Below are 14,560 nucleotides of genomic sequence, written 5' to 3' on the forward strand. Positions count from 1 at the left end.
ATTCAGACCGGCATTATAACAGCGCAGGAATAACCACATAATAAAAATGGCATTGAACATAACACCCGTAAAACGCACTCAGGGCGATTTTACGCCATAGCCCAACCCCTTAAACCCTGAAAACCCCTCAGAAACGCGCTGAGAGGTTTTTAAGGGGGTGCATGACTATGCAAAGAAGATTGAAATGGAAACTTTAGGCAAAAAAAAAGCCGGGGAGAGGTTAATCTCGCCGGCCTTTTTCACCCACTGATATTACATCGCTTTTTTGGTTAACTCGATCACGCGCAGTTTGGCGATCGCTTTAGCCAGTTCAGCCGACGCGGTAGCAAAGTCCACATCGCCGTGAGAGCTGTTCATATGCTCTTCGGCTTTGCGTTTCGCTTCAAGCGCGCGGGCTTCATCGAGATCGGTACCGCGAATCGCCGTATCAGCCAGCACGGTGACCGCGCCAGGCTGAACTTCAAGCAGGCCGCCGGAGAGATAAATATACTCTTCGTCGCCCTTCTCCTTCACGATGCGAATCATACCAGGTTTAATGGCGGTCAGCAGCGGGGCGTGACCAGGGAAGATCCCCAGTTCACCTTCGCTACCTGACACCTGAATCTTCTGCACAGTGCCGGTGAACATCTGCTGCTCTGCACTGACAACGTCCAGGTGATAAGTCATAGCCATAGTCAATAACCTCCCGCGAAACCGTTATTACAGTTTCTTCGCTTTTTCCACGGCTTCTTCGATGGAACCTACCATGTAGAAAGCCTGCTCTGGCATATGGTCGAATTCACCTTCCATGATGCCTTTAAAGCCACGGATGGTATCTTTCAGCGACACATACTTACCTGGAGAACCGGTGAAGACCTCTGCCACGAAGAACGGCTGAGACAGGAAGCGCTGCATCTTACGAGAGCGTGCGACCACCAGCTTGTCTTCTTCAGACAGCTCGTCCATCCCGAGGATGGCGATGATGTCTTTCAGTTCCTGATAACGCTGCAGCAGAGACTGAACGCCACGTGCGGTATCATAGTGTTCCTGACCCACAACCAGCGGATCCAGCTGACGGCTGGTAGAATCCAGTGGGTCAACCGCCGGGTAGATACCCAGTGACGCGATCTGACGGCTCAGTACCACGGTTGCATCTAAGTGAGCAAAGGTGGTGGCTGGCGATGGGTCAGTCAGGTCATCCGCGGGGACGTATACGGCCTGCACGGAGGTGATTGAACCGGTTTTGGTTGAGGTGATGCGCTCCTGCAGAACACCCATCTCTTCCGCCAGCGTTGGCTGGTAGCCTACCGCTGAAGGCATACGACCCAGCAGTGCTGATACTTCAGTACCGGCCAGGGTGTAACGATAGATGTTATCAATGAACAGCAGAACGTCACGACCTTCGTCACGGAACTTCTCAGCCATGGTCAGGCCGGTCAGCGCAACGCGCAGGCGGTTTCCTGGTGGCTCGTTCATCTGGCCATAGACCAGGGACACTTTGTCGATAACGTTTGAGTCGGTCATTTCGTGGTAGAAGTCGTTACCCTCACGAGTACGCTCGCCCACGCCGGCAAAGACGGAGAAACCTGAGTGCTCAGCCGCAATGTTACGGATAAGCTCCATCATGTTTACGGTTTTACCCACACCCGCACCACCGAACAGACCGACTTTACCGCCTTTAGCGAACGGACACATCAGGTCGATAACCTTGATACCGGTTTCCAGCAGCTCCTGCGAGTTGGACTGGTCTTCGTATGAAGGTGCTTCGCGGTGAATTGACCAACGCTCTTCTTCGCCGATGTCGCCTTTCATATCGATTGGCTCACCCAGCACGTTCATGATACGGCCAAGCGTTGCAACGCCTACCGGCACCTGAATAGGGTGCTGGAGGTCTGCCACTTCCAGACCGCGCTTCAGGCCGTCTGAAGTACCCATGGCGATAGTACGAACCACGCCACCACCCAGCTGCTGCTGAACTTCCAGCACCAGACGAGCATCACCATTTTGCACCTCAAGCGCGCTGTACACCTGTGGTACTGCGTCCTGAGGGAACTCGACGTCCACCACGGCGCCGATAACCTGGACAATCTTTCCAGTAGCCATCTTGAATCCTCTACCTAATTCGTTTATACCCCGCAGCCTGATACCGCTGCAGGGTATACCTGGTTAAACCGCGGAGGCCCCACCGACAATCTCGGTAAGTTCCTGGGTGATGCTGGCCTGACGAGCCTTGTTGTAAACCAACTGCAGCTCTTTAATCAGGTTTCCGCCGTTGTCGGTGGCCGCTTTCATTGCCACCATACGTGCGGCCTGTTCGCTGGCCAGGTTCTCTACAACACCCTGGTAAACCTGAGACTCGACGTAGCGGCGCAGTAACGTGTCCAGCAGCGCTTTCGGATCCGGCTCGTACAGATAATCCCAGGTACTTTTCTTCACCACGCCTTCGCTATTGTCTGCTGGCGGTAACGGCAGCAGCTGAACGATTTGTGGAGACTGGGACATGGTGTTGATAAATTTGTTGCTGACGATAAACAACTTGTCCAGACGACCTTCATCATAGGCTTGCAGCATCACTTTCACTGGGCCAATCAGGTCAGAAAGGGAAGGTTTATCGCCCATGCCGGTGACCTGAGCAACCACGTTGCCACCCGCAGATCGGAAGAATGACAGGCCTTTGGAACCGATAATCGCCAGATCGCTCTCAACGCCTTTATCGGACCAGGCTTTCATATCAGCCAGTAATCTTTTGAACAGGTTAATGTTCAAACCACCACAAAGCCCGCGGTCGGTAGACACGACCAGATAGCCGACGCGCTTAACGTCACGCTCATCCAGGTATGGGTGTTTGTATTCCAGATTACCTAACGCAATGTGACCAATCACTTTGCGCATGGTTTCTGCATAAGGACGGCTGGCCGCCATACGTTCCTGCGATTTACGCATTTTGGAGGCGGCGACCATTTCCATCGCTTTGGTGATCTTCTGCGTGTTCTGCACGCTTCCGATCTTACTACGTATCTCTTTTGCGCCGGCCATAAGCTTCTCCTCAAAGCCTTGCGGCTTGTCCGCTAAGGAACAAGCCGCCAGACATTACCAGGACTGGGTTTTCTTGAACGTCTCGAGGAGGCCTTTCAGCTTCTCTTCGATTTCGCCGTTGTAGTTACCCGCCTGGTTGATTTCAGCCATCAGCTCAGCGTGATCGCGATCGGCGAACGCCAGCAGTGACGCTTCGAAGCTACCGATTTTCGCCAGTTCGACGTCATTCAGGAAGCCACGCTCGGCGGCAAACAGTACCAGACCCTGCTGCGCTACGGACATCGGCGCATACTGCTTCTGTTTCAGCAGTTCGGTCACTTTCTGACCGTGGCTCAGCTGTTTACGGGTTGCTTCGTCCAGATCGGAAGCGAACTGAGAGAACGCTGCCAGTTCACGATACTGTGCCAGCGCGGTACGAATACCACCGGACAGTTTCTTGATGATCTTGGTCTGAGCAGCACCGCCCACGCGAGATACCGAAATACCTGGGTTAACAGCCGGACGAATACCGGAGTTAAACAGGTTAGTTTCCAGGAAGATCTGACCATCGGTAATTGAAATTACGTTGGTTGGAACGAACGCAGAAACGTCACCCGCCTGGGTTTCGATAATTGGCAGCGCGGTCAGGGAGCCCGTTTTACCTTTCACTTCACCGTTAGTAAAACGCTCAACATAGTCGGCGCTTACGCGGGAAGCACGTTCCAGCAGACGGGAGTGGAGGTAGAACACGTCGCCAGGGAAGGCTTCACGGCCTGGTGGACGACGCAGCAGCAGAGAAACCTGACGGTACGCAACGGCCTGCTTGGACAGATCGTCATAAACGATCAGCGCATCTTCACCGCGGTCACGGAAGTATTCGCCCATGGCGCAACCGGCATAAGGCGCCAGATACTGCAGCGCGGCAGACTCAGAAGCGGTCGCCACCACCACGATGGTGTTAGCCAGCGCGTTATGCTCTTCCAGCTTACGTACCACGTTAGCGATGGTAGAGGCTTTCTGACCGATAGCGACGTACACGCACTTGATGCCGGAATCGCGCTGGTTGATGATCGCATCAATCGCCATCGCGGTTTTACCGGTCTGACGGTCGCCGATGATCAGCTCACGCTGGCCACGACCGATTGGGATCATCGCATCGACTGACTTGTAGCCGGTCTGTACAGGCTGGTCAACCGACTGCCTGTCGATAACGCCAGGTGCAATCACTTCGATTGGCGAGAAGCCATCGTTGTCGATTGCGCCTTTACCGTCGATAGGTGCACCCAGGGTGTTCACTACGCGGCCTAACAGACCACGACCCACCGGGACTTCAAGAATACGGCCAGTACACTTAACTTTCATGCCTTCGGCAAGGTCAGCGTAAGGGCCCATCACCACTGCACCTACGGAGTCGCGCTCCAGGTTCAGTGCGATTGCATAACGGTTGCCCGGCAGTGCGATCATCTCACCCTGCATAACATCGGCCAGGCCGTTTATGCGGATGATACCGTCACTAACGGTAACAATAGTACCTTCATTGTGAGCTTCGCTCACTACATTGAACTGAGCAATGCGCTGCTTGATCAGTTCGCTGATTTCGGTGGAATTCAGTTGCATATGCTCCAGTCCCCTTAAGACTGCAAGGCGTCTGAAAGACGCTCAAGACGGCCGCGTACGCTGCCATCGATGACCATATCACCCGCACGGATGATTACGCCCGCCATTACAGACTTATCAATTTTGCAATTCAGCTTAACTTTGCGTGACAAACGTTTTTCCATAGCGGCGCTGATGTTGGTCAGCTGTTCGTCACTCAATGTCATGGATGAGATTACCTCAACGTCTGCGGTCGCATCATGTGCGGCACGTAGCTGGATAAACTGAGCCAGTACATCGGGAAGCGCAGGTAAACGTTTGTTTTCAGCCATGACCTTAATCAGGTTCTGACCGGCTTCGTCCAGCTGTGAGCCGCAGATAGCGATGAACTGTGCAGACAACGATTCCGGCGCAAGCGCGCCGGAGAGAAGTTCTGCTACCTGTTCATTGCTGGCTACCTCGGTAGCGAACGCCAGCATCTGCTGCCAACCATCGACACTTTGATGCTCAACAGCATAGTCAAAAGCTGCTTTGGCGTAGGGGCGAGCTACAGTAGTAAATTCAGACATCAGCCCCTCCCTCCTTACAGTTCAGCGACCAGTTTATCAACGATGTCGCTGTTAGCAGCTTCATCCACGGAACGTTCAATGATTCTCTCGGCGCCGGCAACCGCCAGCATCGCGACTCGCGATCGCAACTCTTCACGTGCACGTTTGCGTTCGGCGTCAATTTCAGCCAGCGCCTGGGTGACGATCTTGTTACGTTCCTGCTCAGCCTCAGCTTTGACTTCGTCCAGGATCTGCGAACGACGCTTATTAGCCTGTTCGATGATTACCTGAGCTTCTTCTTTCGCTTTCTTCAGCTGGTCGGTCGCATTAGCCTGCGCGAGATCCAAATCTTTTTTGGCACGTTCAGCGGAAGCAAGGCCTTCGGCAACTTCTTTCTGGCGCTTTTCGATAGCTGCCATCAGCGGCGGCCATACGTACTTCATGCAGAACAGGACAAACAGGATAAACGCGATGGCCTGGCCGAGGATTGTTGCGTTAATGTTCACAGCACAATGCCTCTTGTTAAGTTAACTTTCTTCTACCCTTTTCGTTCAAGCTGTAGCTGGGTTAGCGCTCCTTTCTCACTCCAGTCACTTACTTAAGTAAGCGCCTGGAGGTTCACCGGATAGCGGCCTTGCTACAACCTGACGTCTTTGGGTATCAGTACAGCAATCTGTTGAACGCACTCATCAAGGGCCAGGCCCTGTGATGAATACCCGGTTACTTCGCGACGGCGAACATCACGTACAGACCCAGACCAACAGCGATCATCGGGATTGCATCCACCAGACCCATTACAACAAAGAACTGCGTACGCAGCAGAGGGATTAGATCCGGTTGGCGCGCGGCGCCTTCCAGGAATTTGCCTCCGAGGATGCCGATACCGATCGCAGCACCGATTGCCGCTAAGCCCATCATCACAGCGGCAGCCATGTACAGCAGATCCATATTCAGGTTTTCCATGACAGTCTCCAGTTTGTTTCAGTTAAAACGCAGTAGTGTTAAGAAAAGTATCAATGTTCTTCAGATGCCATCGACAGATAGACAATCGTTAAGACCATGAAAATGAAAGCCTGCAACGAGATGATCAGGATGTGGAAAATGGCCCAGGGCACATTCAGAATCCACTGTGACCACCACGGCAACAGACCGGCAATCAGGATAAAAATCAATTCACCCGCATACATGTTGCCGAACAGTCGCAGACCGAGAGAAACCGGTTTGGACAGCAGGCTCACACCTTCAAGGATCAGGTTGATCGGAATGAAAATGGGGTGATTGAAGGGTTGCAGAGTCAGCTCTTTGGTAAAGCCCCCAATGCCTTTCATCTTGATGCTGTAGAACAGAATCAAAATAAATACGCCAAGCGCCATAGAGAGCGTGATATTCACGTCTGCAGAAGGCACCACACGCAGCGCTGGCAGCCCAAGGACATGCTCACCAACCCAGGGCAGCAGATCGATAGGCAGCAGGTCCATGAAGTTCATCAGGAAGACCCAGACGAAAATCGTTAATGCCAGCGGAGCGATAAGTTTACTTTTACCGTGGTACATGTCACGGACGTTGGCGTCGACAAAGCCTATAACCAGCTCAATCGCGGCCTGCATTTTTCCCGGTACGCCGCTGGTGGCTGACTTCGCCACTTTGCGAAACAACACCAGGAAAATAATCCCCAGTGCCACAGAGAAAAACATGGAGTCGATATTCAATACCCAGAACGTCGCCGGTGCGTCGTGTGGATTCACTAGCTCGAAGGTACGCAGGTCGAGCTGAAGGTTATTCAGATGATGACCTATGTATTCCTGCGGCGTAGAGATTTCTCCTGCAGCCATGATGCCTCTTACCCTTTGTTGTTAATTACAGCCGGTGCGACGATTTGCACAATCACCACCGATAACCAGGCCAGTCCGAGCGGCATAAAGACCGCCCCAAACACCGCCAGCGCCACGACCAGCAGGACAATGGTGGAGAGAACCTTCAGCACTTCACCTAATGCGAAGCTCCAGGCCACTCGCCCCTTGACGGGATCGCCTGCCCGATGGCGCCAGGCAAAAATCATAAACACTACGTTCGGCAGCCAGGCTGCCAGCCCACCAAAAAGCGCGGACAAGCCCCATGTCAGATCTTTCAGGGCAAACAGCGCACCGATTATGACAAAGGTCACCAGCTGAAGAAGCAGCACGGTTCGGGCAAATTTTACTCTGTAAAGGGACACTGACATGACGCTGAAACTCTCCTGCCCCATCCGGGGTATGTCGCGTGTCGTATAAAACTGCCTTTGCTCTTTTGAGTCAAGCAGCAAAAAACGTGCAAATTATACGGTGCGCCCCTGCGATTTCAATGGATAAGTAGCGAAAAGGTGAACAATTATTTAAATTTCTTTCCAGAGGCTCATTTTAGTAATCTGCACAGATCGTCAATTCAAGGTAAATTCTCTACCGGCAGGCTACAATATTGGTTATAAAGCGTGCGCAAGATCACATTTCAGCAATTAACCAGCGCGAATTCAGGCAGGAATAATCCTGGTTTTGGGCATATAAAAATATAAATAACATTACATTTCAACCAACTGGCAAAAATCACGTTAACAAAGTCCTTTATTTAGGTTGCTTTGTGTTTAATACCAGGTTGTGCCACGCAGGCTTCGCACGGAATCCATTGCTCTGGTGGACTTATAAAGGGAATATATTTACATCCGTGACTATCGCGTTAAGCATTCCCCCTACTCAACGTGATATTCATGATAATGAGATGTGAAATTAACGTTAAATGTAACAAAGTAATTCACAGAACGATAATGACCCGTTTTAACCTGGATGAAACAATTCACCGAATAAAAAAGTGATAAAGAAAAGCACTCAAGAGCTGTTTTTTCAAACAGCGGCTTTCAAATCGGTTCTATAACCCCTCGCCACCCAGCCCCAGTAGTCACTTATTGCAACTAAATTTGAGCGATATAAAGCACTTAGTGTTTGTAAGGCTACTCCCTGTCCAGGCTATTATTAAGGGTTATTTAGCGTAAAATCTTTGCCGCCCGTGTGGCAAAATTGTGCAAATAAGCGACATTTATCGACGCTTCTCTGACCCGGTCACCATAATTAAATGACGTTCACCTTCAAGCTGGGGCACCGTGAGTTTTACCACCTTCTGAAGCGTGAAGCCCTCCGGTAACGCAGCGATTTCATCCTGCGGAACCGTGCCTTTCAGGGCGTAAAACAGACCCTTCTCACCCGGCAGATGATGGCACCAGGTCAGCATGTCATTTAAAGAGGCGAAGGCCCGGCTTATCACACCATCAAACGGCGGCTCGGCAGGGAAATCTTCAACCCGGCTTTGCACTGGCGTAATATTGTCGAGCTTAAGCTCATGCTGCACCTGCTTAAGGAAGCGTATACGTTTGCCCAGGCTGTCTAACAGGGTGAAGTGCGCGTCAGGGCGGACAATCGCCAGCGGTACGCCTGGCAGGCCCGGCCCGGTGCCGACGTCGATAAATCGCTCCCCCTGCAAATGCGGTTCAACCACAATGCTGTCCATAATGTGCCGTACCAGCATTTCCTGCGGATCGCGAACCGACGTCAGGTTATAGGCCTTGTTCCAGCGGTTAAGCATCTCAACATAGTCCACCAGCTGTTGCTTCTGCCGCCCGGAAAGGGAGATGTTGGCCGCGCTGAGCAGCGAAGAAAGTTTGTTTATCACAAAAGGGCCCAAAATAGGCGGGCGAACGCGTCGCCCTGGTTTATCACGACAAAAACAGGCGGACGGAAGCAGGTTCCGTCCGGTGAATCAGGCGCTTTTGCGCAGTAATCCCTGTTTTTTCAGGTAGATCAGCAGAATGGATATCGCCGCTGGGGTGATCCCCGAGATGCGCGAGGCCTGACCGATGGATCCCGGCTTGTGATCGTTCAGCTTGGCGATCACCTCGTTTGAAAGGCCACTCACCTGCTGGTAGTCCAGCCCGGCAGGCAGCGCGGTATTTTCATTACGCAGCTGGCGATCGATCTCCTCCTGCTGACGGGCGATATAGCCTTCATATTTGACCTGGATTTCAACCTGATCGGCTGCCTGATCGTCATCCAGCGCGGGCGCAAAGGTGCTCAGGGTCATTAGCTGCGCGTAGGTCATTTCCGGGCGGCGCAGCAGATCTTCGCCGCTGGCCTCTTTGGTCAGAGCCGCACTCAGCACGGCATTCACTTCCTCAACGCAGGCCGACGCCGGGTGAACCCAGATATCACGCAGGCGCTGGCGCTCTTTCTCGATGCTTTCCAGCTTCTGATTGAAACGCGCCCAGCGGGCATCGTCGACCAGACCCAGCTCGCGGCCCGCTTCTGTCAGACGCAGATCCGCGTTGTCTTCACGCAGCATCAGACGATACTCCGCGCGTGAGGTGAACATACGGTAGGGTTCTTTGGTTCCCAGGGTGCAGAGGTCGTCCACCAGTACGCCCAGGTAAGCCTGATCGCGACGGGGAGCCCAGCTCTCTTTATCCGCAGAGAAGCGTCCGGCGTTCAGACCGGCCAGCAGGCCCTGAGCTGCCGCTTCTTCATAACCGGTGGTGCCGTTAATCTGGCCGGCAAAGAACAGGCCATTAATAAATTTGCTTTCCAGGGACGGTTTCAAATCGCGGGGATCGAAGAAGTCATACTCAATCGCATAGCCCGGGCGCACGATCTTCGCGTTTTCCAGCCCCTGCATGGAGCGGACGATCTGCATCTGTACGTCAAACGGCAGGCTGGTAGAGATCCCGTTGGGGTAAATCTCGTTGCTGGTCAGCCCTTCCGGCTCCAGGAAGATCTGGTGGGCATTGCGATCGGCGAAGCGCATCACCTTATCTTCGATGGAAGGACAGTAGCGTGGTCCAATCCCTTCGATCACCCCTGAGTACATCGGGCTGCGATCCAGGTTATTACGGATGACGTCATGCGTTTTTTCGTTGGTATAGGTGATGTAGCAGGGCACCTGCTGAGGATGCTGTGACGCATTCCCCATAAACGAAAATACCGGCATGGGCGTATCACCGTGCTGCGCTGCCAGTACGCTGAAATCAATGGTTCTGGCATCAATGCGTGGAGGCGTGCCGGTTTTAAGACGGCTGACGCGCAGGGGAAGCTCACGCAACCGGCGCGCCAGAGGGATCGAAGGCGGATCGCCAGCACGACCGCCGCTGTAGTTATCCAGCCCGATATGGATCTTGCCATCCAGGAAGGTGCCCACGGTCAGTACCACCGCTTTTGCGCGGAACTTCAGGCCCATCTGGGTCACAGCACCGACGACGCGATCGTTCTCCACAATCAGATCGTCAACCGCCTGCTGGAAGATCATCAGGTTTGGCTGATTCTCCAGAGCGGTTCGTACTGCCTGACGGTAAAGCACGCGGTCAGCCTGAGCACGGGTTGCCCGTACCGCCGGACCTTTGCTGGCGTTTAGTATCCTAAACTGGATACCGGCCTGGTCGATCGCATGCGCCATCAGACCGCCAAGGGCGTCCACTTCCTTCACCAGATGTCCTTTCCCGATGCCACCGATCGCCGGATTGCAGGACATTTGTCCAAGCGTATCAATGTTATGGGTTAATAACAGGGTTTGCTGACCCATTCGGGCTGCCGCCATAGCAGCTTCGGTGCCCGCATGACCACCACCGATTACGATGACGTCAAAAGGATCTGGATAGAACATGGTACTGGACCTCGCGGTTGTGCGATTGAGTGATTGCTGTCTGGGGTGAGGATTCTACTCAACTTTAGGCGATGGCGAAAGCGCATGGCCTGACAGGTAATTAAAAAGAAGATCTTTTTATTTAGAGATCTCTTTATTAGATCTTCTATTAGGATCGACGATCTCTGTGGATAAGCCGTTTTTACCCATAGCGATCAGGGTTTTATACAGGATCCTTTGCTGTGTACGATCGGTGATCCTGTTGCGTATAAGCTGGGATCTAAATGGCATGTTATACACAGGCTCCGGCAAGGTACCAGGTTATTATTGGGATAATAACCGGTTATTACCGTGAAATGAGCCTGGTTATCCACAGCTGACCGCCAGTTAATTGAGCAAAAACGGACATAATTTACAAAACTTCCCGCGCTTTTTGCCTTAACGTCGATCTAAAATAGTGATCGACGGGCAGGATCATTAGCCAATCAGCGTTTTCCAGCCGGTTAACCAGGCTTCGGCGGGATCTTCGGGGATCTCATGTTCCTGTACATCGATATCCAGACGATCGCCCAGTCGTTTTGCCCCACAGTCGGTCAGCAGCTGGTCCATTTTCTCAATGGCTCCGCAGAACAGATCGTATTCCCGGTTGCCGATGCCAATGGCGCCATAGCGAATAGCACTGAGATCCGGCTTATTCTTTGTGAGTTCATCAAACAGCGGCTGAAGGTTGTCCGGGAGATCGCCCGCGCCATGGGTCGAGCTGATCACCAGCCAGGTGCCGGACAGCGTAAGCTCATCCAGCTCGGGGCCGTGGAGAATTTCGGTTGAAATCCCCTCTTCTTCCAGCTTCTCAGCCAGATGCTCAGCGACGTATTCTGCGCTGCCTAAGGTACTTCCGGTGATTAAGGTAACATCAGCCATAACGGGATCCCTGTATCGCAAAGGCGAACATTGTACGCTGTGATCAACGTGGGATCTACCTGTGGATAATTGGGGTTATTACGCTGTTGTACCTGCGGAGATCGGCGCCACGCAGCGGCCTGTCAGAACAGGCCAGATACGCAGGCTATTGTGGACAGTTTAATACACAGCTCAGGGAGTAATGGTGCGCATGATGGGGTTTTGCAGGGAGATCAGCGTTTCCGTAGACTGAATTTCATCAATAGTCTGGATCTTGTTAATCAGCACCTGCTGCAGGGCGTCGATCGAGCGACACATCACCTTGATAAAAATGCTGTAGTGCCCGGTGGTGTAGTAGGCCTCGACCACTTCATCCAGCATATCGAGCTTTGCCAGCGCGGACGGGTAGTCTCTGGCGCTTTTCAGGATGATGCCGATAAAGCAGCAGACATCATAACCCAGGTGTTTGGGGTCGATTTCCACCCGCGTCCCCTTGATTATTCCCGCCTGCTTCATTTTCTCAACGCGAACGTGGATTGTGCCCGGGCTGACGGCAAACTGCTTGGCCAGCTCGGCATAGGCCGTGCGGGCGTTGGCCATCAGGGCCGTGAGGATCCCGCGATCCAGGTTATCAATTTGTAGGTTGTCAGCCACGCAGGCTCCGTTATTCATCATGATAAAGACGGGTGCCGGACGGCACCCGTTACAGGGCTTAGCGCTTACGCCACACCGTTAGCTGCGCGACGGTGTGCTGATATTTACGTGCCGTCTCGCGAATAACAAAAGGCACATCCTGTGGGGCGGCGATCTCGTCGAAATCGGCGGCCAGCAGCCGCGAAAGCGCCTGATAAGTTGTTAATGCCTCGCCGTTCTCACGGAAGCCCCCCAGCCAGTTCTCTTTCGGCGTGAAGCTCTCCAGCCACGTATAGGGGGAAGAGATCATCAGCACGCCGCCCTGCCGTAGCGTCTGGGTAATATCATGCAGAAAGCGGGCAGGCTGGCGCAAGCGATCGATAAGGTTTGAGGCCAGCACCAGGTCATAGCGGTCTGGCTGCGGCTTCAGGTTACAGGCGTCACCCTGCACAAAGTGGATACGCCCGGCTTGTTCCCCATCCAGGCCTGACTCGCTGAGGTTAACCTGGCGCAGGGCGGTCAAATCCCCCTCTTCCTGAAGGGCGTAACGGAACGTCTCGCCGCGTGCCAGCTGCAGCGCCACGTCGATAAAGCGCGCCGAGTAGTCCATGCCCGTGACGCTGTCAAAGTGGCGGGCCAGTTCAAAACTGGCCCGCCCGGTGGCGCAGCCGATATCCAGCGCGCTGCCGCGCCTGTCGGTCAGGCGACAGGCGATATCGACCAGCGTTTTACTGTAGTTCTCCGTGCCGAAACAGGCCGGGCCGTACTGGAAATCCAGATACTGAGCGACCATGGTGTCGGTTTCGTAAGGGTTAACTACGCTGTTCTCCTGATGGGTGGAGACGACATAACGGAAACCCGCATGCTGGAAAAAGTGGCGGCGGAAAGCATAGCGGGCGGACTTAAGCGCCTCGTTGCCGGTGGAGATCCAGCTACCGCCCTTGATCAGGGTATGCTTGCCATCAAAGGTGGGGGTGGAGAAATCATCATACAGCGGATGCACCTTAAAGCCGTCCAGCCCGCTGATCGGCGTGGTGGTCCACTGCCAGACGTTCCCTAACAGATCGAAGAAATTCCCCTGTGGAAAACGGTCGATCGGACAGGATGATGCCCACCAGGCAAGGTTGATGTTGCCCGGTGCCTCGGCCCAGTCAGGCTGGTCGCCCGGTACGCTTTCGCGCAGCAGCAGCCATTCGGCCTCGCTGGGAAGCTGGACGCGCTGACCGGTTTTCTCCGCTTTCCAGCGGCAGAAGGCGGCGGCCTCCAGCTGATTAACTTCTACCGGCCAGTCCCATGGCATCGCCACCTCTTCGGTCATCAGGCGCAGGGCAAGGCTATCGGGCTGGTCAGGCGATCCCTGCCAGAAAGTTGGCATCGTGGCGCGGGCAAAATCCCGCCAGCCTGAACCCTCTTCATCCCACCAGCGGTTATCCTGATAGCCCCCGTCGGCGACGAATTCAAAATACTCGGCATTGCTGGTGAGCATCTGGCTGGCTTTGAACGGGGCGAGGTCGCTGACCCGCTGGCCATATTCATTGTCCCAGCCGTAGGTTTCATCGGTTTTTCCCTGCACAACCTGCCCGCCCGGGACGTCCAGCAGGCGGTTTTGTGGCACGTCGGCGCGCTGTTGACACGCATCCGGACAGACTGGCCAGTTTGGCTGCGGTTTTACCTCCCCGATGGGTAACTGGCGGATCAGTACGCTGGAGGTTTCCAGGTGGATGCGCTCGTGCTCAATCCCCATCAGGATGATCCACGCCGGGCTGTCCCAGCCTATCGGCAGCGTGAGCGGCATCTCGTTAATCAGGCTTTCGACCAGCGTACGGACCCGGCTGCGATAGTCGCGCAGGCTCGGGACGGTCGGCCACTGATAGTGGCCCGTGTCCAGGTCATCCCAGCTCATCTCATCGACGCCAATCGCCATCATCGCTTCGATCTGCTCATCAACGCGGCTGGTGATCAGACCGCTCGCCATCAGCTTATTGATATAGAAGGTGGCGGTATGACCAAAGTAGAAGATCAGCGGGTGCCGCAGCGCGATCGCGCGGGTGTAATAGGCCTGTTCGTTAGCCAGACAGTCAAACAGGCTCTCATACAACGTCCAGGTCTGCGTAAAGTACGTGAGGAGTTCCTGACGTTTCTGTTCAGCGCTGCCGCCGCTCAGCAGTAGCGTACGAGTGGGGGCAGGTAATGCCGATATCATCTCTGGCTGGTGTAATGCCACATTAAGCTCCTGG

At 54.0% G+C, this 14,560-nt stretch carries 14 protein-coding genes; all 14 read right to left on the reverse strand.

The genetic code is table 11. The features are described from left to right. Nucleotides 1-252: 252 nt before the first annotated feature. The 14 genes from ACLRGG_RS15135 to ovoA all read right to left on the reverse strand — a co-directional run bounded on the left by ACLRGG_RS15135 (nucleotide 253) and on the right by ovoA (nucleotide 14,526). Entirely contained in the window at nucleotides 253-672 is a 420-nt protein-coding gene (locus ACLRGG_RS15135; RefSeq protein WP_067700613.1) for a F0F1 ATP synthase subunit epsilon, read from the reverse strand. A gap of 27 nt (nucleotides 673-699) precedes the next feature. Then, nucleotides 700-2,082, reverse strand: coding sequence for a F0F1 ATP synthase subunit beta (gene atpD / locus ACLRGG_RS15140; protein WP_067700615.1), 1,383 nt, complete (start codon nucleotides 2,080-2,082; stop codon nucleotides 700-702). A gap of 63 nt (nucleotides 2,083-2,145) precedes the next feature. Then, the gene (gene atpG / locus ACLRGG_RS15145; RefSeq protein WP_067700618.1) at nucleotides 2,146-3,015 is read right to left on the reverse strand and encodes a F0F1 ATP synthase subunit gamma; all 870 of its coding nucleotides are present in this window, start codon (nucleotides 3,013-3,015) and stop codon (nucleotides 2,146-2,148) included. 54 nt (nucleotides 3,016-3,069) lie between these two features. Beyond that, nucleotides 3,070-4,611: a F0F1 ATP synthase subunit alpha gene (atpA, locus tag ACLRGG_RS15150; protein WP_067700622.1), complete on the reverse strand. Its 1,542-nt coding sequence runs from the start codon at nucleotides 4,609-4,611 to the stop codon at nucleotides 3,070-3,072. 14 nt (nucleotides 4,612-4,625) lie between these two features. Continuing rightward, nucleotides 4,626-5,159, reverse strand: a complete 534-nt coding sequence (atpH, locus tag ACLRGG_RS15155; RefSeq protein WP_067700625.1) for a F0F1 ATP synthase subunit delta — start codon at nucleotides 5,157-5,159, stop codon at nucleotides 4,626-4,628. Between the two features lie 14 nt (nucleotides 5,160-5,173). After that, nucleotides 5,174-5,644: a F0F1 ATP synthase subunit B gene (gene atpF / locus ACLRGG_RS15160; protein ID WP_416250551.1), complete on the reverse strand. Its 471-nt coding sequence runs from the start codon at nucleotides 5,642-5,644 to the stop codon at nucleotides 5,174-5,176. Between the two features lie 214 nt (nucleotides 5,645-5,858). Continuing rightward, the gene (gene atpE, locus ACLRGG_RS15165) at nucleotides 5,859-6,101 is read right to left on the reverse strand and encodes a F0F1 ATP synthase subunit C (RefSeq protein WP_012443146.1); all 243 of its coding nucleotides are present in this window, start codon (nucleotides 6,099-6,101) and stop codon (nucleotides 5,859-5,861) included. A 50-nt stretch (nucleotides 6,102-6,151) separates the two neighbouring features. After that, nucleotides 6,152-6,970: a F0F1 ATP synthase subunit A gene (atpB, locus tag ACLRGG_RS15170; protein ID WP_416250552.1), complete on the reverse strand. Its 819-nt coding sequence runs from the start codon at nucleotides 6,968-6,970 to the stop codon at nucleotides 6,152-6,154. An 8-nt stretch (nucleotides 6,971-6,978) separates the two neighbouring features. Further along, nucleotides 6,979-7,359, reverse strand: a complete 381-nt coding sequence (gene atpI / locus ACLRGG_RS15175; RefSeq protein ID WP_416250553.1) for a F0F1 ATP synthase subunit I — start codon at nucleotides 7,357-7,359, stop codon at nucleotides 6,979-6,981. An 845-nt stretch (nucleotides 7,360-8,204) separates the two neighbouring features. Then, complete coding sequence (rsmG, locus tag ACLRGG_RS15180) at nucleotides 8,205-8,834, reverse strand: 16S rRNA (guanine(527)-N(7))-methyltransferase RsmG (RefSeq protein ID WP_416250554.1); 630 nt, start codon at nucleotides 8,832-8,834, stop codon at nucleotides 8,205-8,207. Nucleotides 8,835-8,921: 87 nt separating this feature from the next. After that, complete coding sequence (gene mnmG / locus ACLRGG_RS15185; protein ID WP_416250555.1) at nucleotides 8,922-10,811, reverse strand: tRNA uridine-5-carboxymethylaminomethyl(34) synthesis enzyme MnmG; 1,890 nt, start codon at nucleotides 10,809-10,811, stop codon at nucleotides 8,922-8,924. A gap of 456 nt (nucleotides 10,812-11,267) precedes the next feature. Continuing rightward, the gene (mioC, locus tag ACLRGG_RS15190; protein WP_416250556.1) at nucleotides 11,268-11,711 is read right to left on the reverse strand and encodes an FMN-binding protein MioC; all 444 of its coding nucleotides are present in this window, start codon (nucleotides 11,709-11,711) and stop codon (nucleotides 11,268-11,270) included. Nucleotides 11,712-11,882: 171 nt separating this feature from the next. After that, nucleotides 11,883-12,344: a transcriptional regulator AsnC gene (gene asnC, locus ACLRGG_RS15195; protein WP_416250557.1), complete on the reverse strand. Its 462-nt coding sequence runs from the start codon at nucleotides 12,342-12,344 to the stop codon at nucleotides 11,883-11,885. Between the two features lie 58 nt (nucleotides 12,345-12,402). Next, nucleotides 12,403-14,526 carry a 5-histidylcysteine sulfoxide synthase gene (gene ovoA / locus ACLRGG_RS15200; RefSeq protein ID WP_416250569.1) on the reverse strand — a complete coding sequence of 708 codons (2,124 nt, stop codon included), beginning with the start codon at nucleotides 14,524-14,526 and terminating at the stop codon, nucleotides 12,403-12,405. Nucleotides 14,527-14,560: the final 34 nt, after the last annotated feature.

Origin of the sequence: Erwinia sp. PPS120 (assembly GCF_047918655.1) — a bacterium.
GTDB classification, from domain to species: Bacteria; Pseudomonadota; Gammaproteobacteria; order Enterobacterales; family Enterobacteriaceae; genus Erwinia; species Erwinia tasmaniensis_A.